The following is a 23,895-nucleotide window of genomic DNA, read 5'->3' as shown; positions in this document are numbered from 1 at the left end:
TTTTTGAGTAATCAATCAAGATTTTGAATAAGAATCTTATTTTTACAAAAAAGATAATTACTATGGATATATATGGTATTGTGGGCAATCCTTTAGCTCAATCTTTCTCTCCTCGTTTTTTTAACGAAAAATTCAAAACAGAGAATATCAATGCGGAATATTTAAAATTTGAAATTGCTGACATTTCTTTATTTCCGAAAATCATCAGTTCTAATCCTAACTTGAAAGGACTAAATGTAACAATCCCATACAAAGAAAAAATCATCCCTTTTCTAGATGAATTAGAACCTCAAGCTAAAGAAATAGGAGCTATAAACGTTATAAAAGTTTCTAACAAAGGAGGTAAGACCAAACTTATAGGATTCAATTCTGACTTGGTTGGGTTTCAAAACTCTATATCTCCTCTTATCAACAAGACTATCCACAAGCGAGCTTTGATACTAGGTACAGGAGGTGCATCAAAAGCTGTAGCTAAAGGGTTAGAAAATCTAAATATCATCTATAAGTTTGTTTCTCGCACACCTCAAGAAGGACAATTATCATATGATGAATTGAACAAAGATACATTTGACCAATACTCTATCATTGTAAATGCTTCCCCAATAGGAACCTATCCAAAAGTAGAAGAGGCACCCTCTATCCCCTACCAATATATAAACCATAACCATCTATTGTACGATTTGGTTTACAACCCTGCGGAAACCATGTTCCTCAGTTTGGGCAAGAAACAGGGTGCAACGACAAAAAATGGAGCTGAAATGCTAAAACTTCAGGCACTAGCCGCTTGGGAAATATGGAACATGTGATTTTTTTCTATTCTAAGCCTAGAGATTTAAAAGAATTCTATTAATTTTGACCCAAAATTCCATATGAAAATTATCAACTTTTCTGAACAGAACACGGTACTAAATCGTTTTGTCAGCGAATTACGTGATGTAGAGATACAAAAGGACAGCATGCGCTTTAGACGCAACATTGAGAGAATTGGAGAGATAATGGCTTATGAGATAAGCAAGACTCTCAATTATTTCCCCGTTGAGACTCAAACTCCTCTTGGTACATCTGTTACCAATGTTCCTTCAGACCCTATCGTTATTGCAACCATTCTTAGAGCAGGATTGGTATACCACCATGGTTTTCTAAATTGCTTCGACAATGCAGAAAATGCTTTTGTTTCGGCATACAGGAAATACAAAGAAAATCATCAAAGCTTTCATATTCACATTGAATATATAGCTTCGCCTAGAATAGAAGACAAGGTTCTCATACTCACTGACCCTATGTTAGCAACGGGAGGAAGCATGGAGCTATCTTATCAGGCTCTTCTGACTAAAGGAACTCCTAAACACATACATATTGCTACAGTTATTGCAAGCCAACAAGCGATTGAGTATTGCAAAGAGAATTTCCCTAAAGACAATACAACTATATGGGCAGCTGCAATAGACCCGAAACTGGATGAATCCGCTTATATCGTACCAGGATTAGGTGATGCAGGAGACTTAGCTTATGGCGAGAAAGAATAATAAGACTCAATTATTTAATAGAAAAAGGGTTCGACTTTAATCGAACCCTTTTTCTATATATATCACTTTAGCTACCTACTCTTTTATTTCTTCATACGAAACATATTCACCTTCTTCCTTCGAAAATATCTTTTGTGAAGATTCCGAAGCTTGATTATACTGTTTATAATCTCCTGATGCGTTTCTTGACTTTGCAGAGTAGGAAGATCTACCAAAGAACAAAGAAGACACCCCTCTCACCAATGATAAAATCAAAGTTAAGACCAAGATAAAAACAGCTAATATAAAGAATAATATAAATGACATTTGACACTTTTTATTTTAATGTTCACCTGCAAATATAACATAGACCTGCTAGATATGTTTTTTTATTTATTTTATTTAACATGACTTTGTTATAATAAAGAAACTAGAGCAAAGCAAAAATATTTATATCTGATATAGTATGTTCTATTAATATACTGCAACCTATAAAGATTAAGATTATTCCTCCTGTCAAATTAATACCTAAATTATACCTCTCACCTATTTTGCTTCCAAAGATAATCCCCATAGAAGCTATAATGAAAGTTACAAAACCTATAATCACAGCCGGAAATAAAACATTAGAGTCCATCAAAGACATAGAAAGACCTACTGCTGTTGCATCCAGACTTGTAGCAATAGCTAAACCTAACATCACCTTAAAACATAAAGGATTGAATGGAGAACATTCTTCTTCCCCCTTCAAACAGGAAAAAAGGACACGTGCTCCCAAGAAAAAGAAGATTGAGAAAGCAATCCAATGGTCATATTGCCCTATATATTCTACAAATGTTGTCCCAACCGACCAACCAAAAACGGTCAAGCTCATTTGCATTAAAGCTAACAATCCTGCTATTTTTAAAACATTTACGGGTTGATGATTTCCCAATATAGCTCCGCTGGTAAGCGCAATTATTAGACTATCCATTGACAAACCGATGGCCAATACAAAAATTTGAATTATATCCATTCAGTTAGATCTGACAATGATTTACGTTTCTTTTCCGGAATCAAATTTTTCGCCTCATCAATATAGCCCAAAGGGAAAATAGCAATGGGGTCTTGATGCTCTGGCAATCGAAGAGCTTGTTTCAGAATATTAGGATTGAAATTACATACCCAACAAGTTCCCAAGCCGATTTCTGCCGCTGCAAGACAAATATGTTCTGCTGCTATTGCAGCGTCAATATCGCCAAAGTCTTTATCGTCAGAGTTTGTCCTCTTCCACGATTCGGAAGAATCTTTACAAACTACAATATGCATGGGTGCAGTCTTAAACCACTCTCTATCGTAAGCTTTATAAATTCCTTTTACTCTTTCCGGGCTTGTGATTACAATAAATCGCCACGGTTGAAAATTATTTGCTGAAGGTGCAAGACGTGCACACTCTAAAACATATTCTACTTTTTCTTTTTCTACCGGTTGAGGCAGATAAGCTCTTACCGAATAGCGACTTTCGATGAGTTTTTTTAGTGTCATATTTGTTATAATTACGAGCTATAAAAAATACCGACATAATAAAATACCGGTATCTTTTTTCTACAGTTCTTCTGTTATCTTATAATCATTTCTGTTAGTTGAATTTCGGGATATAATTTCTCCCAAAAAACCAACAAGAAACAACTGTGTTCCTAGAATCATCATTATCAATGATATGTAAAAATATGGAGAATTTGTAACCAAAGGGTGTGGCACTCCCTGGCTTATAGCATATAACTTATTAGCTCCAACAACTATAACAGCTATAAAACCGAGCATAAACATTACTGTGCCCCAAAAGCCAAAAAAGTGCATCGGTTTGCGTCCGAAAACGGATAAAAACCAAAGTGTAAGCAAATCTAAATACCCATTTACAAAACGACTTAGCCCTGCAAATTTACTCTTTCCATACTTACGAGCCTGATGATGTACAACCTTCTCTCCTATCTTATTAAAGCCTGCTATTTTTGCCAAATAGGGGATATAACGATGCATATCGTTGTATATCTCTATACTTTTTACAACTTCTTTTTTATAAGACTTCAAACCACAATTAAAATCATGCAATTTTACTCCTGAAACCTTTCGAGCTGTTGCATTGAACAATTTAGTCGGTATTGTTTTTGATAGCGGATCATAACGTTTCTTTTTCCATCCTGACACCATATCATAGCCATCTTCGACAATCATCTTATAAAGCTCAGGTATTTCGTCTGGACTATCCTGCAAATCAGCATCCATAGTTATTACCACATCTCCCTCAGCTTTTTCGAAAGCACAATGAAGTGCTGGTGATTTACCATAATTTCGCCTAAAACGAATCGCTTTTATTGTTTCCGGATATTTCTCTTTCAAATCTGCAATAATATCCCACGAATGGTCTGTACTGCCATCGTCTACAAATATTACTTCATAAGAGAAATTATTCTCTTCCATCACACGCCTGATCCAAGCATGAAGTTCCGGTAGAGATTCTTCCTCGTTCAATAAAGGTATGACTACAGATATATTCATGAGCTACGAATTATTTTTTTTCACCAACAAGGCCATTGGTGTACCTATTATAAATCCTAACATTATATTCCCACAAAATGTAGAAATTATATATAGAATACTATTGCTGACCATCGATAGAGCAGATGCTTTTACATCTGGCGGATATGGGAATGATTCTATAAGTTTTATAAGACTTGGCTCAATTTTAGTTGCATAATAAGAGGGGTCTAAAACCTGAAAATGGAAATAAATCATTCCTCCTTCAAATATGGATGCAAAAAAACAGAGCAATACGACAAAAAGGAAACCTCTTATTTTATTATTAATTTTACTTACATCCTCATTTATGTATTTTATGTAAAAAATGTAGATAAGCAAAAATGTTCCTACATTCATTAAATAGTATAAATAAATAAAATGAACCCAGTAAGCAACAACAATATAGACCAAATATTTTATCGCCCAAAATATCCCCAGAAAAATTCCGTAATGCATCGCATACTTCAGCGGCGAGGTGTCTTTTACATTCAAATCCATATTATTCGTCATTGCGATACAAATTTAAGAATTTTGTTGTAAACAAATAAATGCAAGCCATCAGACTTGCACTTATTTTTCAACTTTATCAATTAGTCTTTACTTCTTCTTTTACGGTTAAATCCAGAGGATGCTTAACCTTTTCTTTCAACAAAGCGATATCTAACACTTCTTTTATATCCTCCACATAGTGGAAAGTCAATCCTTTCAAGTATAAAGATTTAATTTCGTCGATATCCTTTTTATTCTCCTTGCAAAGAATAATTTCTTTTATTCCTGCCCGTTTAGCTGCTAAAATTTTCTCTCTTATACCTCCTACAGGTAACACTTTCCCTCTTAATGTAATTTCACCCGTCATCGCAAGATTTGCTCTAACCTTACGTTGAGTAAACGCAGAGGTCATTGCTGTTACCATTGTAATTCCCGCAGATGGGCCATCCTTAGGGATAGCACCTTCGGGCACATGCACATGGATATTCCAATTATCAAAAACCTTCTCGTCTATACCTAAAGTATCGTAATGAGAATGTAAATATTCCAGAGCCAGCATTGCAGACTCCTTCATCACATCACCCAAATTTCCGGTCAGAGTAAGTTTTCCTCCCTTACCTTTGCTTAGAGATGTTTCGATGAAAAGAATTTCTCCTCCAACCGAAGTCCACGCTAAACCAGTAACAACCCCGGCATAATCGTTACCTTGATACTGATCGCGATTATATTCTATTGCTCCAAGATATTCATGCAGGTCTGATGGATCAATCGTATTCTTATACTCCTCTTCTGAAGCTACTTTACGAGCGACCTTACGCATCAATTTTGCAATCTTTTTATCCAGTTCACGAACTCCAGATTCACGCGTATAGTTTTCTACTATTTTCTCTATTGTCTTCTTTGGAATATTGATCACATCCTTAGCCAAGCCATGATTTTCTAATTGTTTCGGAATCAAGTGACGCTTAGCAATCTCAACTTTTTCTTCAATAATATATCCACTAACATCGATCAGCTCCATACGATCAAGCAACGGTTGAGATATTGTAGACTGATTGTTTGCTGTCGCAATAAACATCACTTTAGATAGGTCGTAGTCAACATTCAGGTAATTATCGTGGAAAGCAAAATTTTGTTCAGGATCTAAAACCTCTAACAATGCGGAAGCCGGATCTCCTTTAAAATCATTTCCTATTTTATCAATCTCATCCAAGACAAACACCGGATTTGAAGAACCTGCCTTCAATATATTTTGAATAATACGTCCCGGCATTGCTCCTATATACGTACGACGGTGTCCTCGTATTTCCGACTCATCATGCAATCCTCCGAAGGATACCCTTACATAGTTACGGTTCAGAGCCTTTGCTATGGATTTACCTAACGATGTTTTACCTACTCCCGGAGGACCATACAAACAGATAATTGGAGATTTTAAATCACCTTTTAACTTCAGAACTGCCAAATGCTCGATAATACGTTCTTTTACCTTTTCAAGTCCGAAGTGATCTTGATCAAGCACACGCTGAGCATTCTTCAGGTTGAAATTATCCTTAGTATATTCACCCCATGGTAAGTCAAGCAATGTTTCTATATATGTATATTGAGTCGAATAATCGGGAGATTGTGGGTGTAAGCGTTCCAATTTTGCAATCTCTTTTTCGAAAGCTTTAGCAACATCCTTACCCCATTTCTTTTTAGCTGCCCGCTGCTTAAACTCATCAATATCGGCTTGTTGAGGATTTCCTCCCAACTCTTCCTGAATTGTTTTCAACTGCTGCTGCAAGAAATATTCTTTTTGCTGTTGATTTAATTCCTCGCGAGTTTTCATCTGGATATTTAATTTCATCTCCATCATTTGTGTCTCGCGATTAAGAATTACCAACAGGCGGTAAGCTCTTTCTTTCTCATCATCAATCTCAAGCAGAGCTTGCTTATCTGCCCCTGGAACAGGAAGGTTGGCACAACAATAGTTCACCAGCAAAGATGAAACTACATCTGACCTTAGACGCTGAATAAATTCCTTAGGCGGTTCGCCATACATTCTCAACATCTGAATCATCAGATCTCTGATAGAGTCAAGTAATGCTTTATATTCAGTATCTGTTTTTAGGATAGGCACCGATTCCCTTATATTATAACGTCCTTTCAAGAAAGGCTCCTCTTGGGTCAATTCTGTCAGTTCAAACCGTTGTTTCCCTTGAAAGATAACGGTCACATTTTGATCGTCCGGTAATTCTATAACACGTATTATTTGTGCAATAACCCCCATTGGATATAAATCTTTCAATTCCGGATCTTCATTTGCTGCGTCCTTTTGGCAGACAAGCCCGACATATTTTCCTTTTTGACGGTTTACGGCCTTTATCAGCTTCATAGATTTCTCCCTTGCTACAGAAATGGGCATACTTGTCCCTGGAAATATAACTGTATTGCGTAAAGGAAGAATAGCTAATTCTTCTTTCAGGTTCTTTTCATCAATATAGCAATCTCCATCATCGAAATCATTCGATATTATTGATATAACAGGCTCATTGCCTTCTTCTATGTCGAGTAAATCTCTTTTCTTATTGAACATATCTTTTATATTTTCTCCTTATTGAATCTATATCCTAAGCCAAAAGGGCTGTAAAAATACAGAATTAATAACTAACTTTGCCTAAATGTATAACAAATTTTGTGCCAGTTTAATAGCAAGTCAAACTCTAAACTTTTATCCCCTCAATATATCCTATGCCGAATCCATACTTCGAATTCAAGCAATTTACGGTTTATCATGATCAGTGTGCGATGAAAGTGGGAACCGATGGGGTTCTACTTGGAGCCTGGACTAAAGTTGATTCCGCATCAACAGCCTTGGACATTGGGACAGGAACAGGTCTTATCTCATTAATGCTAGCGCAACGAAATGGGGACATCAATATAGATGCGATTGACATAGATCATGATGCAATCAAACAAGCGACAGAGAATATGAATAGCTCCCCCTTTAATTCACAAATTCACTGCTACAATCTATCTCTGCAAGACTTCGCCAAGCTAAAAAGCAGAGAGTATGATCTCATCGTTTCAAACCCTCCTTTTTTTAATCAATCACTAAAGTCTCCTAAACAAAATAGAACACTAGCTCGTCACACAGATAGTTTGTTTATTGAAGAGTTAATAGAGCTATCATCTTCTTTACTCAAGGATAAAGGACGACTTTCATTAATCTACCCACACGAGAGCAAAGATCTTATTTTAAGTATTACCAGAACAAATAATCTGTTCCCCTCTAGAATTACAGAAGTTCTACCCACCCCTACCTCCAGCCCAAAGCGCATCCTAATCGAACTATCGAGAGAAGAATTCCCTATCGAAACAAAACAGTTGGTTGTAGAACTGGAAAGGCATAAATATTCTCCTGATTTTATAGAATTAGTAAAAGATTATTATCTAAAGCTATAATTCGTTATAATACCCAGCCTTCTAAAATTTCAGTAATCAAAAAAAAGAAGAGGAAGAATTTACACCCTCCCTCTTTGCATATTATATTTTCCTATAAATCAGATTATCTTATTCTGCCACTTAGCCCTAGTTAAATAAACGACAGACATAATTAACAATGGTCCCCAATAGAAATACTCTACTGTCCAACACCAAGACAAGGACAACTGTTTATACATTACAATCCAGACCATTGCCCCGACATAAAAGATAAGAGTAATAACTTCCAATATCAAAGCGACTTTAGTGTTGCCCGTCCCAGAGATAGCATTAAAAACAACTATACTTAAAGACGTTATTGGTAAAGAAAAGAGCAACACAATCAACGGACTTACAGTATCAGCTACTAGAGACAATTGATCTTGTGGCGCAATAAATGAGATCCAAAACTCAGGTGAAATCAATGTTGCTATCACCATAAAAACAACAATCCCCAAGTTCAACAAAGCTATCTTCCGCACCAACTTCAAAACCATTTTAGCATTACCTGCTCCGATAGCATTACCCACTAATGTATTCGCCGTTGTAGCTAAAGCATTCATCGGTATAAAATACACCATATAAAAACTTCTCACCAAGTTCGTTATTTTCAAAGCATCTTCGGAATGCTGTTCGATAGCCATAAAAAATATAAACCATGTAGACATGGATATTAAATATTGTACCATCGTAAAAGATGATATATTCAATATTCTGCTAATGAGTTTAGGGCTAAAATTAATTTTAGCAAAACCATACTTCTTCAAATCTACTGTAATAAAGGTGTATATAAGGAAAAACAACACTGAAGCCACTTCTGAAAGCACAGCGGCAATAGCAGCACCTTCTATCCCCATTTTAGGAAATCCAAAGTTCCCAAAAATCAGCACATAATCTCCTATTATATTTACCAAAGCCATGGTCACAGCATTAAACGTAAGCACCTTTGTCTTAGCAATACCTACATAGAATGCTCGAAACATCACATTTATAACAGCAAAAAAGAATCCATAGATACGCCAGGAAAGGTATTTCTCTGTAGCTGCAAATATTTCAGGGGATTTCATAAATCCCGACAAAACATTTTCCATCAAAAAAGACGAAAGGAAAAACAGCACCAATGCAAATAACTGAAGAAACAGAGCCCCTTGGATTACTATACTTCCTATTTCGCCATACTTCTTCTCTCCGTTTCGGCGGCTAATAATTATCTGTCCTCCGATACTAAAGCCAAAGCAGATAGTAAAAATGGCTATGTAATAAATCCCTGCTAACCCAGAAGCACTTTGCTCAACTCCTCCTACAAATTTGAGAAAGAAAGTACCCGTCAACTGCACTACATTTTGAGCAAGCAATCCCAACATAATAGGAAAACTTACTTTCCATATATCTTTATATGAATACATAAATTAGATTTTGCTTTTAGCTGAGCAGCAATTAAATCCAAGAAAAGATAAAACCAACTTATTAAATTAGTTTATTTGTTTTAGTATCAGGGAAAGCAACCCATGGCTTGAAAACTTTAGCCTCCTCAAAATCCATTTGTGCATATGACATAATAATAACAATATCTCCGGGTTGAACTTTACGGGCAGCTGCTCCATTCAGGCATATTGCACCTGAACCACGCTCACCTTTAATCACATATGTCTCGATACGCTCTCCATTGTTATTATTAACGATTTGTACTTTTTCACCTTCAATCAGGTTTACAGCATCCATCAAATCTTCGTCAATAGTAATACTCCCTATATAATTTAAGTTGGCTTCAGTTACCGTTACACGATGCAACTTTGATTTTACAACTTCTATTATCATATTTTCTTTATCTAAATAATTTAGCTATTTCGCTATATAAATTATATTATCAATTAATCGCACCTCTCCACAATATACAGCGATGCATCCTACAATATACTTTGACTCCGTCCAATTGCTGATAGGCTGCAAAGTATAACCATCCACTATTTCACAATACTCGATCTCTAACTCTGGCACGGCATTAATCAGCTTACCAACTTTCTCGATCACCTCTGACACTGATAATTTTTCGATCCAATTGCGACTTTCGAATAATACTCTCGATATATTTACAGCAGCTTCTTTTTGTTCTGAAGTTAATCGCTCGTTACGGCTACTCATGGCCAGTCCGGATGATTCTCGAACAATAGGCATGGGTACGATTTGGACAGGAAGACCCAACTGCTTCACCATCTCTCTTATAATTGCCAACTGTTGAAAATCTTTTTCTCCAAAATAGGCCTTATCGGGCTTCACAATATCGAACAAACGGCTAACAACCTGAGCAACACCATTGAAATGACCTGGGCGACGTACCCCTTCCATTACTTTATCTAGTTGCCCGAAATCGAACTGTCGTTGATCTGGTTCAGGGTAGATTTCTTCTACTGACGGAGCAAAAACAATATTCGCTCCTACTTTTTCAAGACTATTACTATCTCTATCTAAAGTCCTTGGGTATTTTTCCAAGTCTTCTTTATTATTAAACTGCGTTGGGTTAACAAAGATGCTAACTACACAAACGTCGTTATCTTTGACGCACTGCTTAACCAAAGAGAAATGTCCCTGATGCAAAGCGCCCATTGTTGGCACAAAACCAATAGTTTTCCCTTGTTGTTTCAAGGAGATCAAAATCTCTTGTAATTCCTTGACTGTCTTTATTAAGTTCATTATATCTATTAAGAAAGAGGATACAAAGCAAATAAATAATTATGGAATGGCGAAAGAAACCCCCATTTATATTTAAACAATTCAGCGAAAATTAAGTTAAATATCTAAGCGAAAAGGGGCTTCACATTTTCTCTATGTGGATTTGTAAGGCAAATGTTGCAAAAAAGAAGTTTTTTTTTTATTATCTTTGTATTTCAAATCAAAAGCTGGAGGAAAAGAAAAGATTAAATGGACACTAAGAAGATTTTATACATCACGCAGGAGATCACTCCTTATTTACCAGAGTCACCAATCGCTACAAATTGCAGATATTTACCACAAGCAATCCAAGAAAAGGGTCAAGAGATTAGAACGTTCATGCCTAAATTTGGCAGCATAAACGAAAGACGTAACCAACTACATGAAGTAATACGTCTATCAGGAATGAATTTGATTATCAACGATACTGACCACCCCCTAATCATAAAAGTAGCTTCGATACAAGCTGCTCGCATGCAGATATACTTCATAGACAACGATGATTATTTCAAACGAAAAAACACTATAACGAACGATGAAGGCATTGAATTTGAAGACAATGATGAACGTAGTGTTTTCTATGTAAGAGGAGTACTTGAAACAATAAAGAAACTTCGTTGGATCCCAGATATCATTGATTGCCACGGATGGATGACAGCCTTAACCGGACTGTACATCAAGAAGGCATATGCTGATGACCCTTGTTTTAAGAACTCGAAAGTGGTGTATTCCTTATACAATGACGACTTCAAACAGCCATTCAATGATAATTTTGCCGAAAAGCTCATATCGAATGGTATTCAAAGTAAAGATGTTGCAGACTTAAAAGGAGCTATCAACTACGAAACTCTCTCCAACTTTGCAATCAAGTACGCAGATGGAGTTATACAGAGTGAACAAAATACAAATAGCAATATTTTGGACTTTGCTAAAAAATCAGGCAAAAACTTCCTTCCTTATCAAGGAAATGTAGAAGAATCTGTGGATGCTATCAATAATTTTTACGAGAATCTTTAAAGTATCTAAAATAAAAGAAGAAAAATGCTGTTTAATTTCTAGAGAACAGCATTTTTTTAGATATTTGAGCCCAAATTAGTTTAACATCAAATTTGAATGAAAATTAAAACATTATTGATTCAGGCAATTGCCATTTTGACAATCGCGTTAACAGCCTGTGATGACGACCTTAATCAAATAGGAAACAGTATACAGCCTGATGGTGATAAGATATTTATAGGTACAGATACCGTTTTTGTAACAGCCAAAACTGTATCATTCAAGGACTCTATTTACTCTCGTACAGTATTCGGACTACTAGGAGAATACATAGATCCTGTTTTCGGAAAAGTAAAATCTGACTACATGAGTGAATTTTACTGTCCTGAAAATATCAAATTTGAAGACGGGACCTTTTCTATTGACTCGATATATCTAAAAACGGAATTTATTTATTTCACAGGAGACTCTGTTGCTCCAGTGGGAATGTCTGTATATGGAATAAAGAATCCACTGAAAGCTTTTTTCTTTACGAGTGTTGACCCTCAAAAATATATTGGAGATAATCCTATTTTGTATGGTCAAAAGGTATTTTCTATACAAGATCTTCCTGACTCAACAGTTAGCTCTGTTAGATATAGATACATTAAGACTAAACTAGACATGGAACTAGCTAATAGTTTCTACAACGAATGGAAAACAAACCCAAGCACATTTAAGAGTCAAGAGGATTTCAACAAATTCTTTAAAGGATTATACATAACAACTAACTTTGGATCCGGTACACTTATCAATACCAATTCTACTGAGATAGTCATACACTACCGTAATTTCGTAAGAAACGTAGCCAATACTGCCGACTCTGTTGTTTTCTCAACATTCAAGCTTCCTATAACCAATGAGGTTGTTCAAATGAATCATATAAAGAATGATATTCCAGAAGAATTATACGATCACAATGAGACAAAAACATATTTAAAGACTCCAGCCGGAGTATATACTGAGATTACAATTCCATTAAAATCGATCGTAGAAAAAGGAGATAAAGAATATGGTAAAGACCATACGATAAATGCAGCTAACTTCAAGATGATCGGTTTTACTGAAGAAGAAGAGAAATCAGGATTAGGTAGAGCTTCTAGCTTGCTGCTCGTTAATAAAGACTCTCTGACAAATTTCTTTTACAACAAAAAGAAACCGGATAATAAAACCAGCTTTGTTATCACAAGATCTTCAACGAACTCTTATGACTTCGGAAATATTTCAACGATTATAAATCATTATGCAGATTATTATAGAGACAAGGAAGAAATTCCTGATCTGAACTATTTAATAATCCCTGTAAGCACGTCATATACTACAGTTAACAACCAATCTGTATTAACAGGTATTTACAACCAAATGTATCCGACATCAACTATATTCAGAACCGATCCGGGAAATATGAAAATGGCTGTTATATACAGTAAATACAACAATAAAAATAAGACTGAATAAGCGAAAGCAATGTCTGCGAAAAGGATTCAAAACACAGCTAAAATACTCCTGCTGCTATATGTAGGATATTTTAGCTGTGTTTCTCTTTTTACGCATACACATATTTATAATGGGATTGTATATATACACTCTCACCCCTATAAAAATTGGGCAAAAGATAAAAACGAAAGCAAGCGCTCTCCTTTTGACACTCATGAGCATACTGCATCTACATTCTTCACCCTGAACCAACTTTCAAACATAGGTTCATTAGAAGCCACTAAAACATATGTGGTAGGTAATAACTCACCTATCATCTCTACGTTTACGGAACAGCTCTATCTACAGGATATCATTAGACCTGTTATTTGTACATCGCAACATCGAGCCCCTCCTTTCTTTTTCATATAATAATATTTTATCCTCAGACTTAGGCTTAGCCTAGAACTGAGCACATCTAAATGTATACTTAATATCATAAGGAGAAATTGTATACATAAAAGAAAACCCTATTTGATTCCAACTTAGCGTTTTATCAACAGATAAGATTATATCAATAAACTTCTTCTGCTTGATAATAACTTGGGAATCATAGGAATTATTAAATTATTAAATATTATCACACATGAAAAAGATTATTATTTTATCATTCTATATATTATGCTTCATAGGAGCATCCGCAAACGATCCTCAAAAACTCACATTAAGAGGGCAAATTACAGATAAGGGAACAAAAGAACTTCTTGCCGGCGTTATCGTCCTAATAGGAGAAAACGAATATGTTACAACCACTGATGAAAATGGAGATTTTGAATTAAAAAATATTCCTTTTGGAACATATACAATCAAAACCCAGTACATCGGATATAAGGTAACAGAGCAAGAAATAACAGTTGGCTTCAATCAGCCAGATAGAATAAACCTATCAATAAGTCCACAAGAACATCTCTTAAGTGAAATTCTAATAACAAGCTCAGCTAGAGATTTAAACAGAAAGATGTCTCCTATTGTAGTCAACCAATTGACAACTAAAACTTTCGAGGCGACCAATTCAAACTCCTTAGCACAAGGGCTTAACTACATGCCGGGATTGAGAGTGGAAACAAATTGTCAAAATTGTGGCACACAAGAGCTTCGGATCAATGGACTAGAGGGGCAATACTCACAAATATTAATCGATGGGCTACCTGTATTCACATCTCTGTCTAAGATGTATGGTTTAGAGCAACTTCCGACAAACATGATAGAGCAGGTAGAAGTAGTCAGAGGAGGAGGATCTGTTTTATACGGGGCAAACGCAATCGGGGGTATCGTCAATATTATAACAAAAGAGCCGGAAGAGAATTCTTACCAATTAAAATATAATTTATCTTTAATTGATGGAGAATCTGCTGACAATATAATTTCGTTAAACACTTCTTTCGTAGATAAAGAAAAAAAGTCTGGAGTTTCCCTATTCGGCAATATACGGAATCGCAATCCATGGGATGCAAACGATGATGGTTTTTCCGAAATAGGTAAAAATAGAGCTTCCTCTGTCGGTTTCAGAGCATACACAAAACCTAGCGTAAAGGATAAATTGTCCTTAGAATACCATTATATTTCGGAATACAGACGAGGTGGGGACAACATGAAACGCCCTCCACACGAGGCAATGATAGCAGAAACTACTGATTATAAGATTCATTCGGGAAGCGCTGGTTATACACACTTCAGTAACGACAACAAGCAGAAATTAACTATTAATATTTCTGCACAGAATACAGGAAGGGATAGTTACTACGGAGCAGGTATGGACTTAAACGGATATGGGAACACCTCCGAGATTTCCTTTGCCGGAACTGCTAGATATGAAATAAACATGGATAAACTATTGTTCATGCCCGCTAAACTAACATTTGGACTTTCTCAAGATTATACCAACCTAGAAGACTCTATTCACAACAGAAGTATAAAACAAAAGATAAGCGTAAGTAGCTTGTATATACAAAATGAATGGAGAGACGACAACCTATCGTTCATCGTTGGATTAAGAGGAGATAAACATAACAAATTAAAGAATATCAACATTATTCCTAGAAGTAGTATTAGATACAGAATAGGAGAAAATATGAATCTTAGAGCCGCCTACTCGATGGGATACAGAGCCCCTGAAATTATAGCAGCAGATTTAGATATCCCGGTTATTGACGGGAAAGCAACACTCACTGAATTAGGAAAAGGATTAAAACGGGAACTCTCAAACTCGATAAATGGAGGAATAGACTATAGTTTTTACAATGAAAATATCTACTCTTATTTCCTTATAGAAGGGTTTTACACAAGAATCAATAGAGCTTTTATTACAGAAGAAAGTGGAGAGGATTCATATGGGAATATAATAATGACTCGCAAAAATGGTAAAGGAGCATATGTATATGGTATAAATCTAGAAACAACGATACAACCTATCGACTGGATAGAGATACAAGGAGGTTTTACCTGGCAGAAAAGCCAATATAAGGAAGCTGTGAAATGGTCGGCAGAGGCCTATATTAAACCAGAGAAAAGAATGCTCCGCTCTCCTAACACTTATGGTTTTCTATCAGCAACAGCCACACCAAACGAAAAATATTCTATATCTCTATCAAATGTATACACGGGATCTATGTTAGTTCCTCATTTTGCGGGAGCAGAGAACATTACGAAAGATGTTACAGTTAAAACAAAAAGCTTTCTAGATACAACACTAAAATTATCTTATTTCTTCAACATAAATTCATCAAACAAAATTGAGATAAATGGAGGCGTCCAAAATATTTTTAATCAGATTCAAAAAGATTATGACAGAGGGGCAAATAGAGACTCAGAATATATTTATGGTCCCTCCTTACCCAGAACATTTTTTATAGGACTGAAAATAAGCTCCATATAACATTATACAAGGTCTTACTTATCTTGTAGGGACTAGAAAGACCTTGGTTTTAATATTAAAAAAGATACATATTAAATATTTTGGTCGTATCTTTGCAATAATAGGCAACTTGTTCAGGGCTACACTCCCTAATTTTTATTCATAAAAATTGGTTGCCGAAATATTTTATTAATGGTTAGTATCATTATAACTGGTTTGTTTATTGGGTTTTTATCTTCGGCACCTATGGGACCGGTAGGAATGCTCTGTATTCAACGAACATTAAATGACGGAAAAAGAAATGGACTAATAACTGGCCTTGGAGCAGTTGCCGGCGATATGATTATCGCATTACTGGCGATTATTGCTGCACTAGGGTTAGGTTTTAGTACCGAATTTATACAACAACACGAAGGTCCACTTAAGGTAATAGGGAGTATTGTCCTTATCGTATTCGGATATGTAGTATTTAATAAAAACCCATCCAAAAACCTGAAGAAGCTAAAAGAAAATTCTAGTTCATACTGGACAGTCTTTGTTTCTTCTCTTCTCCTTACAATATCCAACATCGCTACTTTATTCCTTTACATTGCATTATTCGCCCGATTCAACGTCATCGACTCTACCAAACCATTTGGCTACGATCTTCTTTCTGTTCTATTTATTGGAGTAGGAGCTCTTCTATGGTGGCTTCTAATCACTTATATAGTTAACAAACTAAGAAATAAATTCAATGTAAGAGGATTGAAGATTTTCAATAAAATTATTGGCGCCCTACTTATTTCGCTAGGAATAGCGGGAATCATTACTGGAAGCCTGATGGGAATAAATATCTTCTAAAGTAAAAACTATTTAAGTTCTATCTCTATTCCATAAAACGAACTCATAGCTTTAGCCGAATACGGGTCTTCTCCATGAATATAAATTCCTCCATCGAACCTGTCAAACTCGCAAGAACTTATACCATCCCGCTTAGCTTGTTCAATACGCGCCTCTCTTTCTACTACAATATGTTGATAAGCAATTATTTCTTTAGAAGCTAGATAGAAAGTAAAAACAAAACTAATGAGGCCTATAAGTAAAAACAAAGCACGCAATTGTCTCACCAGCGTCTCCTTAAAATTTAGATTATAGTATAAGATACCCGCACCTATAATAAGAAATGTTATAACCCCAAACAAAGCTCTACGAGGAAAAGTTGGAGACAACAACATCGCATAAACAGCAGCAATTGCTGCAATATAATATATAAGTGAAAGACTAAGAACAGAAGCTCGTCTAGATCCCTTTTTATAAAAATGATTATAAAGTACAAGCATTACAGCAGCTAACAGTATTGCTGCTCCCCCATAATAGAAAAAGGTTAGAGTATAATTAAACAGGCGGTATCCAAACACATATAGGTTCAAAGAGGAAGCCTCTCCTGCCCTCTCAAAATTTCCCGGAGCAAGTATCATTACTAAAAACCCGATCAAACCACCTACAATTCCACTTATTGCCCATAAAGGAATACTCCACCCTTGTTTTCTATAATAATAGAAGAAAAGTAAAGCTATTAAAACCATTGCGCCAGCTGTATTTTCATTTGTCCATCCGGCTATTATCCCCCATAAAAGAATGGCTGTGCAATAAAAAAGTGTTATTAATTGACTTTTACTATCGCCGTTATACATACGATAGGGTAATAAAAACAATAACACAAAAGTAGTACCCCACAAGTAATTAGCTGATCCTGTGATCCATAATGCCGTATCTCCAAAAACTGGTTGCAGAAACCATACAGCCAGACCAATTAGGACAAATAATGATAAGCTTGCTTTACCTCTCCCTTTACAATGCCAATAAATTAAGCTTATGAATAAAATATAGACAGTAGCATTCAGTATATCGGCTAAATAAGATGGAAGCAGCAACAATAGCTGAGCTATAAAATGGACAACACTACGTCCACCCCATAGATAATAATGATTTTTTTGAGATTGAATAATATCTGATACAGAAGTTATTTCCCCGGTTTCTCCATATATATAGAGATAGGTAATATCATCAGAAATCAGAGGTGTAGATATATTCAGGAACAAGACTACAGCGAAGCTTACTAGAATAACACCTATCCAAAGGATAGCATACAACTTTCTATTCGACCTTACAGCATCGCTATATGAATCTATTTTATAAAATATTGCTTTCGCAGACTTAGTAATGCATTCAAACATATTAAAGAATATGATATTGCTTATTTTTACAAAAGTAGTAAAAAAAGAGAAGCAGCAAGTATACCTGCTGCTTCCCTATTATTTTTCAGTTAATTAAAACTCTGCATTATTCGGTGTACGAGGAAAAGGTATCACATCTCGTATATTAGCCATACCTGTAATAAATAGGATCAAACGCTCAAAACCAAGACCAAAACCAGAATGTGGAGCTGTTCCAAACTTGCGGGTATCAAGATACCACCAGATTGGATCTGTATTCATATTCAGCTCTTTAGTACGTTGTACCAATTTATCATAATCGACTTCACGCTCTGAACCTCCAATAATCTCTCCAATTTTAGGGAATAAGACATCCATTCCTCTTACAGTCTTTCCGTCTTCATTCTGCTTCATGTAGAAAGATTTGATTTCTTTAGGATAGTCTGTCAATATTACCGGACGCTTGAAGTGTTTTTCAACTAAATAACGTTCGTGTTCAGACTGTAAATCAGCACCCCAATACACAGGGAATTCAAACTTATGTCCGCTCTTTTCTAATATTTCTACACCTTCGGTATAAGTCAAACGAACAAAGTCATTTGCAATAACAAAGTTAAGACGATCTATCAGTTCTTTATCGAAGTGCTCGTTCAAGAATCCGATATCATCCTTACAATATTCTAGTGCATAACGGATAAGGTACTTCAAGAAGTCCTCAGCCAAATCCATATTGTCATTATTATCGTTGAAAGCGACTTCCGGTTCTATCATCCAGAATTCAGCAAGGTGACGAGGAGTATTTGAATTTTCGGCTCTGAATGTAGGTCCAAAAGTATAAATAGCGCCTAAAGCCATTGCTCCTAATTCACCCTCCAATTGACCCGATACAGTCAAGTTAGTTTGAGCTCCGAAGAAATCTTCCGAATAGTCCACTTTTCCATCTTCAATACGAGGCACATTATTGACATCCAAAGTAGTCACCTGAAACATAGAACCAGCACCCTCAGCATCAGATCCTGTTATGATTGGCGTGTGGAAATAGAAAAATCCTTTATCATTAAAATACTTATGGATAGCATATGACATATGATGACGTATGCGGAAAATTGCACCAAATGTATTTGTGCGAGGACGCAAATAGGCTATTTCTCTCAAAAACTCAAGAGAGTGTCCTTTCTTTTGCAAAGGATATGTAGCCGGATCAGCAGTACCATACACTTCTATTGCATCAGCCTGTATTTCTGCATTTTGTCCTTTTCCTTGCGACTCAACCAATGTTCCAACAACATGAATACATGCTCCGGTAGAGATAGGTTTAAAAAATTCTTCACCAAACTTTGCTACATCTGCTACGATCTGCATATTATGGATTGTCGAGCCATCATTCAAATGAATAAAATTCACATATTTATTACCTCGAATAGTACGCACCCATCCTTTTACATCTACTGTAGCCCCAAATTCAGGCTCTTTAAATAAATCTACAATTTTCGTTCTACGAATACTTTCCATTGGTTTTTCAATTATAAGCAAAAATTATGAACTATATCTTTTTTAGATATAGTCCATAATTGTAATTTATATTCTTATTCAAATGCTCCCATACGAAGCATGTTAACTTCTTTTTCTGTCAGATAGCGCCATTTACCTCTAAGGACATTCTTTTTAGTAAGTCCGGCAAAATAGACACGATCTAATTTCATTACCTGATAACCCAGTTTCTCAAAAATACGACGTACAATACGATTACGTCCTGAGTGGATCTCAATACCGATCACATTCAATTCGTCTTCTGACTGATATGCAATTGAATCGGCATGTATTTCTCCATCGTCTAACTCTATACCATCGGCAATAGCCTGCATGTCTTCAATTGCCACATCACGATCTAATGTTACTTGGTATATTTTTTTCTTCTTAAATTTAGGATGCATCAGTTTTGAAGCTAAGTCTCCATCATTTGTAAGCAAAAGTACACCAGTTGTATTTCTATCAAGACGTCCTACTGGATAAATACGCTCTGGACAAGCATTTTTCACTAAGTCCATCACTGTTAATCTGTTTTGAGGATCATCTGATGTTGTTACACAATTTTTAGGTTTGTTAAGCAATACATAAACTTTGCTTTCCAAACGTACCGGTTGATCGTTAAAAGTCACCAAGTCACCTCTCGTCACTTTGGCTCCTAGTTCATTAACCACTACACCATTCACTTTAACTACACCTGAAGTTATATATGTATCCGCTTCTCTACGAGAACATACACCTGCATTCGCTAAATATTTATTCAATCTTAGCGGTGTACTTGGGTCTATATTTTCTTTATACTTTACAGGTTTCACCAATCGCTTTACGCCACTAGCTCCAGATCTTTGAGATCCACCACCTTTATTATAGCCACCTTCAGAAGAACGACGATTATCATATCCACCGCTTCTATTGTAACCTCCTTCAGAAGAGCGACGATTATCATATCCACCGCTTCTATTGTAACCTCCTTCAGAAGAGCGACGATTATCATATCCTCCACTCCTATTGTAGCCTCCTTCGGAAGAACGACGATTATTGTATCCGCCGCCACCTCTATTATTATTGGATGAGTAAGAATTCCCTCCTCTTTCTCCATAAGAGTTTCCGTTTCTATTTCCTGAATAATCACTTCTTCCTCCTGTAGCTCTATTCCCAGAGTTTCCGTATGAAGGTCTTCGTTCACTATCGTCTCCTCTGTCATAAGACCTCGAAGGCCCGTAAGAAGAATCACTTTGTCTGTCTCCTCCACTACTTCTGTATGGGTTTCTCTCATTCGCTGAGCGATCTGTGTCAAAAGTCTGTTTACGTAAGTCTCCTACACGTGCACGTTTTTTCTTTACGCCTCCATCTGCTTTGTTCTCTGAAGAAGAGTTGCCATCTCGGTTTTCTTTTTCATTTCCGTTTTCTGTCACCATTTTTTCTTTGTTTAAAAGTAAAATCTAAATTGATTTATTTAATAACCTCACGGTTACTACTTACACACCTGTATATGAATGTGGTGTAATAAGCTTTAACTCGTTTTTCACGGCATCACTAACATTTAATCCTTCTATAAAGTTCGCTATCGACTCTGCCGTTATCGCTTCATTCGTTCTAGTCAATTCTTTTAATGCTTCATAAGGTTTTGGATACCCTTCGCGACGCAAAATAGTTTGAATTCCTTCTGCAACAACAGGCCAACAGTTTTCTAAATCATTAAATAATGCCTCCTTGTTTAACAATAATTTATCTAACCCTTTTAGTGTACTTTGAATTGCTATCACAATATGTCCCATTGGTACACCTACGTTACGCAACACGGTTGAATCCGTCAAATCTCGCTGTAAACGAGAGATTGGTAGCTTAGATGATAAATGCTCCAATATTGCATTTGCTATTCCAAGATTTCCTTCAGCATTTTCGAAATCTATCGGATTTACCTTATGAGGCATGGCCGATGATCCGATTTCGCCTGCTTTAATTTTTTGTTTAAAATATTCCATCGATATGTATTGCCAGAAGTCTCTGTTCAGGTCAATCATTATCGTATCAATACGTTTTAGCGCATCAAATACCGCTGCTAAATTATCATAGTTCGATATTTGAGTAGTCCACTCTTCTCTTACAAGTCCTAATTTTTCGGACACAAATTTATTTCCAAAATCTCTCCAGTTATATGAAGGATAAGCTACATTATGAGCATTGTAATTCCCTGTAGCTCCTCCAAATTTTGCTGATATTGGAGTTGATTTCAACAATTGCAATTGCCCTTCAAGGCGGCTAACGAACACCATAATTTCTTTACCCAAACGAGTAGGAGAAGCCGGTTGTCCGTGTGTTTTTGCCAACATTGCAATATCTTTCCATTCTTCGGCATACGCCTTAAGCTTAGCTATCAATTCTTCTAACATTGGATAATACACCTCATTCAGTGCATCTTTCAGAGAAAGAGGAATCGATGTGTTATTTATGTCCTGAGAAGTTAATCCGAAATGGATAAACTCTTTATATTTTTCTAGACCAAGCTCATCGAATTTTTCTTTCACAAAATATTCAACAGCTTTTACGTCATGATTTGTCACTTTTTCTGTTTCCTTTATTTTTAGAGCATCAGCTTCCGAAAAGTTCTCTACAATTTTCTGTAATTTAGGAAATACAGATTGATCTATGTCGTTCAATTGAGGCAAAGGCAATTCACATAAAGCGATAAAATACTCTACTTCAACTAACACACGATATTTAATCAATGCATACTCAGAAAAATAATCCGCTAATTTTTCAGTCTTACTGCGATAACGTCCATCTATAGGTGAAATAGATGTTAATGGAGTCAAAATCATTTATTGCTAGAAATTTTGTGTTTTTATATTTTCAAATACTACTATATTTTCAATATCACTATTTACTCATCTTTAGACTGCAAAGATACAACAAATAACATACATAGAAGGTTTACTGTTACTAAAAAAACGTATTTTTATTCCTTCTTTTTAGATATTTTTCCAATTATTTATTAGGTTACATATTTCAGAGACTTCACTATCTGTTAAAGAGGGATAAAGCGGAATACTCAACACCTCATCTTGCAACTTTTCGGCAATAGGATATAACTGATCGGCACACTCCAAATAAGCCTTTTGCTTATGTATTGCTGAAGGATAATGAATCTGAGTTTGGACTCCGTTATTTTTCAAATAGGATTCAAGTCCTGCCCTATTTTTTGTTCTGATAACATACAAATGAAAAACATGACTATCGGGCAAACTTATCGAAGACAAAAGAATATCTTCATGGTATATATTAGCCGAATAATAGGCTGCAATTGCTTTTCTTCTCTTATTGTCTTCTTCTAAATATTTCAGTTTTACAGACAATATAGCAGCTTGCATTTCATCTAAACGAGAATTTAACCCTTTATAGGTGTGTATATACTTCTCATTTGAGCCATAATTTGAAAGGGCTTTTACGATAGAGTGTAAACTTTCGTCATTTGTCACTACTGCTCCGGCATCACCCAACCCTCCCAGATTCTTGACTGGATAAAAACTAAAAGCTGCCGCATCAGCCAAATTCCCTGTTCGTCGCCCGTTATAAACAGCACCATGCGCCTGAGCTGCATCTTCAATCAGTTTCAGACCATACTCTTCAGCTATCTCCTTTAGCTCTTCTATTGGAGCTACTTGCCCATAAAGGTGAACCGCTATTATAGCTTTTGTTTTGTCAGATATTTTCTCTCTTACCGAAGCAGGATCAATATTAAAAGAATCTAGATCACAGTCTGCAAAAATAGGAGTTAATCCACATTGAGACACCGCTAAAGCCGTTGCAATGAAAGTATTTACCGGCAAAACAACTTCATCACCTTCCTGCATCGCTCCCTGCTCCATATATGACATCAGTATAAGACGAATAGCATCCAAACCATTCCCAACCCCAATACAATACTTTGCACCACAATACGCAGCAAACTCTTTCTCGAAACGTTCCTTTTCCTCTCCAAGTATATACCAACCTGAATCTATTACACGATTGACAGCCTCCTTTATCTCATCAGCATATCTATCGTTTTCTCTTTTTAGATTTAGAAAAGGAATCATCT

At 35.9% G+C, this 23,895-nt stretch carries 22 protein-coding genes; 8 read left to right on the top strand and 14 right to left on the bottom strand.

The window, feature by feature from the left end; genetic code table 11:
- The first annotated feature begins 62 nt into the window (after window positions 1–62).
- Window positions 63–806, top strand: coding sequence for a shikimate dehydrogenase (locus DHU68_RS11835; protein ID WP_108823198.1), 744 nt, complete (start codon window positions 63–65; stop codon window positions 804–806).
- Between the two features lie 63 nt (window positions 807–869).
- Window positions 870–1,526 (top strand): uracil phosphoribosyltransferase, encoded by a 657-nt coding sequence (gene upp, locus DHU68_RS11830; RefSeq protein WP_108823197.1) that lies wholly within the window; start codon window positions 870–872, stop codon window positions 1,524–1,526.
- A 75-nt stretch (window positions 1,527–1,601) separates the two neighbouring features.
- Here the strand turns inward: upp and DHU68_RS11825 are convergent, their stop codons facing one another.
- The 6 genes from DHU68_RS11825 to lon form a co-directional block, all read right to left on the bottom strand.
- On the bottom strand, window positions 1,602–1,832 hold the full coding sequence (locus DHU68_RS11825; RefSeq protein WP_108823196.1) for a DUF4834 family protein: 231 nt from the start codon (window positions 1,830–1,832) through the stop codon (window positions 1,602–1,604).
- Window positions 1,833–1,935: 103 nt separating this feature from the next.
- Window positions 1,936–2,520 (bottom strand): manganese efflux pump MntP family protein, encoded by a 585-nt coding sequence (locus tag DHU68_RS11820; RefSeq protein WP_108823195.1) that lies wholly within the window; start codon window positions 2,518–2,520, stop codon window positions 1,936–1,938.
- Window positions 2,511–3,029 (bottom strand): nitroreductase family protein, encoded by a 519-nt coding sequence (locus tag DHU68_RS11815; RefSeq protein ID WP_108823194.1) that lies wholly within the window; start codon window positions 3,027–3,029, stop codon window positions 2,511–2,513. Before DHU68_RS11815 ends, DHU68_RS11820 begins: the two co-directional genes overlap by 10 nt.
- A gap of 60 nt (window positions 3,030–3,089) precedes the next feature.
- A complete protein-coding gene (locus DHU68_RS11810; protein ID WP_108823193.1) occupies window positions 3,090–4,043 on the bottom strand; it encodes a glycosyltransferase family 2 protein in 954 nt (317 codons plus the stop codon).
- Between the two features lie 3 nt (window positions 4,044–4,046).
- On the bottom strand, window positions 4,047–4,574 hold the full coding sequence (locus tag DHU68_RS11805) for a DUF4199 domain-containing protein (protein ID WP_108823192.1): 528 nt from the start codon (window positions 4,572–4,574) through the stop codon (window positions 4,047–4,049).
- A gap of 76 nt (window positions 4,575–4,650) precedes the next feature.
- Window positions 4,651–7,131, bottom strand: coding sequence for an endopeptidase La (gene lon, locus DHU68_RS11800; protein WP_108823191.1), 2,481 nt, complete (start codon window positions 7,129–7,131; stop codon window positions 4,651–4,653).
- 155 nt (window positions 7,132–7,286) lie between these two features.
- Here lon and DHU68_RS11795 point away from each other — a divergent pair, with 155 nt between their 5' ends.
- A complete protein-coding gene (locus DHU68_RS11795) occupies window positions 7,287–8,000 on the top strand; it encodes a tRNA1(Val) (adenine(37)-N6)-methyltransferase (protein WP_108823190.1) in 714 nt (237 codons plus the stop codon).
- Between the two features lie 98 nt (window positions 8,001–8,098).
- Here DHU68_RS11795 and DHU68_RS11790 read toward each other — a convergent pair whose 3' ends face one another.
- The 3 genes from DHU68_RS11790 to panC all read right to left on the bottom strand — a co-directional run bounded on the left by DHU68_RS11790 (window position 8,099) and on the right by panC (window position 10,709).
- A complete protein-coding gene (locus DHU68_RS11790) occupies window positions 8,099–9,424 on the bottom strand; it encodes an MATE family efflux transporter (RefSeq protein WP_185117511.1) in 1,326 nt (441 codons plus the stop codon).
- Between the two features lie 61 nt (window positions 9,425–9,485).
- On the bottom strand, window positions 9,486–9,836 hold the full coding sequence (gene panD, locus DHU68_RS11785) for an aspartate 1-decarboxylase (RefSeq protein WP_108823189.1): 351 nt from the start codon (window positions 9,834–9,836) through the stop codon (window positions 9,486–9,488).
- A gap of 24 nt (window positions 9,837–9,860) precedes the next feature.
- Complete coding sequence (gene panC, locus DHU68_RS11780; protein WP_108823188.1) at window positions 9,861–10,709, bottom strand: pantoate--beta-alanine ligase; 849 nt, start codon at window positions 10,707–10,709, stop codon at window positions 9,861–9,863.
- 228 nt (window positions 10,710–10,937) lie between these two features.
- Here panC and DHU68_RS11775 point away from each other — a divergent pair, with 228 nt between their 5' ends.
- The 5 genes from DHU68_RS11775 to DHU68_RS11755 all read left to right on the top strand — a co-directional run bounded on the left by DHU68_RS11775 (window position 10,938) and on the right by DHU68_RS11755 (window position 16,932).
- Window positions 10,938–11,744, top strand: coding sequence for a glycogen/starch synthase (locus DHU68_RS11775; RefSeq protein ID WP_108823187.1), 807 nt, complete (start codon window positions 10,938–10,940; stop codon window positions 11,742–11,744).
- A gap of 96 nt (window positions 11,745–11,840) precedes the next feature.
- Window positions 11,841–13,220 (top strand): DUF4270 domain-containing protein, encoded by a 1,380-nt coding sequence (locus tag DHU68_RS11770; RefSeq protein ID WP_108823186.1) that lies wholly within the window; start codon window positions 11,841–11,843, stop codon window positions 13,218–13,220.
- 9 nt (window positions 13,221–13,229) lie between these two features.
- The gene (locus DHU68_RS11765; protein ID WP_108823185.1) at window positions 13,230–13,610 is read left to right on the top strand and encodes a hypothetical protein; all 381 of its coding nucleotides are present in this window, start codon (window positions 13,230–13,232) and stop codon (window positions 13,608–13,610) included.
- A gap of 214 nt (window positions 13,611–13,824) precedes the next feature.
- Window positions 13,825–16,113 (top strand): TonB-dependent receptor, encoded by a 2,289-nt coding sequence (locus DHU68_RS11760; protein ID WP_108823184.1) that lies wholly within the window; start codon window positions 13,825–13,827, stop codon window positions 16,111–16,113.
- 171 nt (window positions 16,114–16,284) lie between these two features.
- Entirely contained in the window at window positions 16,285–16,932 is a 648-nt protein-coding gene (locus tag DHU68_RS11755; protein WP_108823183.1) for a LysE family translocator, read from the top strand.
- 8 nt (window positions 16,933–16,940) lie between these two features.
- Here the strand turns inward: DHU68_RS11755 and DHU68_RS11750 are convergent, their stop codons facing one another.
- The 5 genes from DHU68_RS11750 to DHU68_RS11730 all read right to left on the bottom strand — a co-directional run bounded on the left by DHU68_RS11750 (window position 16,941) and on the right by DHU68_RS11730 (window position 23,893).
- Complete coding sequence (locus DHU68_RS11750; RefSeq protein ID WP_255412495.1) at window positions 16,941–18,308, bottom strand: DUF6056 family protein; 1,368 nt, start codon at window positions 18,306–18,308, stop codon at window positions 16,941–16,943.
- A 93-nt stretch (window positions 18,309–18,401) separates the two neighbouring features.
- On the bottom strand, window positions 18,402–19,799 hold the full coding sequence (gene asnS, locus DHU68_RS11745; protein ID WP_108823182.1) for an asparagine--tRNA ligase: 1,398 nt from the start codon (window positions 19,797–19,799) through the stop codon (window positions 18,402–18,404).
- Between the two features lie 74 nt (window positions 19,800–19,873).
- Window positions 19,874–21,232, bottom strand: coding sequence for a pseudouridine synthase (locus DHU68_RS11740; RefSeq protein ID WP_108823181.1), 1,359 nt, complete (start codon window positions 21,230–21,232; stop codon window positions 19,874–19,876).
- 60 nt (window positions 21,233–21,292) lie between these two features.
- Window positions 21,293–22,636: an adenylosuccinate lyase gene (purB, locus tag DHU68_RS11735; RefSeq protein WP_108823180.1), complete on the bottom strand. Its 1,344-nt coding sequence runs from the start codon at window positions 22,634–22,636 to the stop codon at window positions 21,293–21,295.
- Window positions 22,637–22,786: 150 nt separating this feature from the next.
- A complete protein-coding gene (locus DHU68_RS11730; protein ID WP_108823179.1) occupies window positions 22,787–23,893 on the bottom strand; it encodes a DegT/DnrJ/EryC1/StrS aminotransferase family protein in 1,107 nt (368 codons plus the stop codon).
- Between the last annotated feature and the right edge of the window lie 2 nt (window positions 23,894–23,895).

Source organism: Dysgonomonas sp. Marseille-P4361 (assembly GCF_900343125.1).
GTDB lineage: Bacteria > Bacteroidota > Bacteroidia > Bacteroidales > Dysgonomonadaceae > Dysgonomonas.
Note: the sequence above shows the minus strand (reverse complement) of the source record. Positions and strands in the feature narration are given on the sequence as shown.

Coding starts and splice junctions, on each gene's coding strand:
- DHU68_RS11835 (WP_108823198.1), top strand. CDS start 63: ATGGATATATATGGTATTGTGGGCAATCCTTTAGCTCAATCTTTCTCT.
- upp (WP_108823197.1), top strand. CDS start 870: ATGAAAATTATCAACTTTTCTGAACAGAACACGGTACTAAATCGTTTT.
- DHU68_RS11825 (WP_108823196.1), bottom strand. CDS start 1,832: ATGTCATTTATATTATTCTTTATATTAGCTGTTTTTATCTTGGTCTTA.
- DHU68_RS11820 (WP_108823195.1), bottom strand. CDS start 2,520: ATGGATATAATTCAAATTTTTGTATTGGCCATCGGTTTGTCAATGGAT.
- DHU68_RS11815 (WP_108823194.1), bottom strand. CDS start 3,029: ATGACACTAAAAAAACTCATCGAAAGTCGCTATTCGGTAAGAGCTTAT.
- DHU68_RS11810 (WP_108823193.1), bottom strand. CDS start 4,043: ATGAATATATCTGTAGTCATACCTTTATTGAACGAGGAAGAATCTCTA.
- DHU68_RS11805 (WP_108823192.1), bottom strand. CDS start 4,574: ATGACGAATAATATGGATTTGAATGTAAAAGACACCTCGCCGCTGAAG.
- lon (WP_108823191.1), bottom strand. CDS start 7,131: ATGTTCAATAAGAAAAGAGATTTACTCGACATAGAAGAAGGCAATGAG.
- DHU68_RS11795 (WP_108823190.1), top strand. CDS start 7,287: ATGCCGAATCCATACTTCGAATTCAAGCAATTTACGGTTTATCATGAT.
- DHU68_RS11790 (WP_185117511.1), bottom strand. CDS start 9,424: ATGTATTCATATAAAGATATATGGAAAGTAAGTTTTCCTATTATGTTG.
- panD (WP_108823189.1), bottom strand. CDS start 9,836: ATGATAATAGAAGTTGTAAAATCAAAGTTGCATCGTGTAACGGTAACT.
- panC (WP_108823188.1), bottom strand. CDS start 10,709: ATGAACTTAATAAAGACAGTCAAGGAATTACAAGAGATTTTGATCTCC.
- DHU68_RS11775 (WP_108823187.1), top strand. CDS start 10,938: ATGGACACTAAGAAGATTTTATACATCACGCAGGAGATCACTCCTTAT.
- DHU68_RS11770 (WP_108823186.1), top strand. CDS start 11,841: ATGAAAATTAAAACATTATTGATTCAGGCAATTGCCATTTTGACAATC.
- DHU68_RS11765 (WP_108823185.1), top strand. CDS start 13,230: ATGTCTGCGAAAAGGATTCAAAACACAGCTAAAATACTCCTGCTGCTA.
- DHU68_RS11760 (WP_108823184.1), top strand. CDS start 13,825: ATGAAAAAGATTATTATTTTATCATTCTATATATTATGCTTCATAGGA.
- DHU68_RS11755 (WP_108823183.1), top strand. CDS start 16,285: ATGGTTAGTATCATTATAACTGGTTTGTTTATTGGGTTTTTATCTTCG.
- DHU68_RS11750 (WP_255412495.1), bottom strand. CDS start 18,308: ATGTTTGAATGCATTACTAAGTCTGCGAAAGCAATATTTTATAAAATA.
- asnS (WP_108823182.1), bottom strand. CDS start 19,799: ATGGAAAGTATTCGTAGAACGAAAATTGTAGATTTATTTAAAGAGCCT.
- DHU68_RS11740 (WP_108823181.1), bottom strand. CDS start 21,232: ATGGTGACAGAAAACGGAAATGAAAAAGAAAACCGAGATGGCAACTCT.
- purB (WP_108823180.1), bottom strand. CDS start 22,636: ATGATTTTGACTCCATTAACATCTATTTCACCTATAGATGGACGTTAT.
- DHU68_RS11730 (WP_108823179.1), bottom strand. CDS start 23,893: ATGATTCCTTTTCTAAATCTAAAAAGAGAAAACGATAGATATGCTGAT.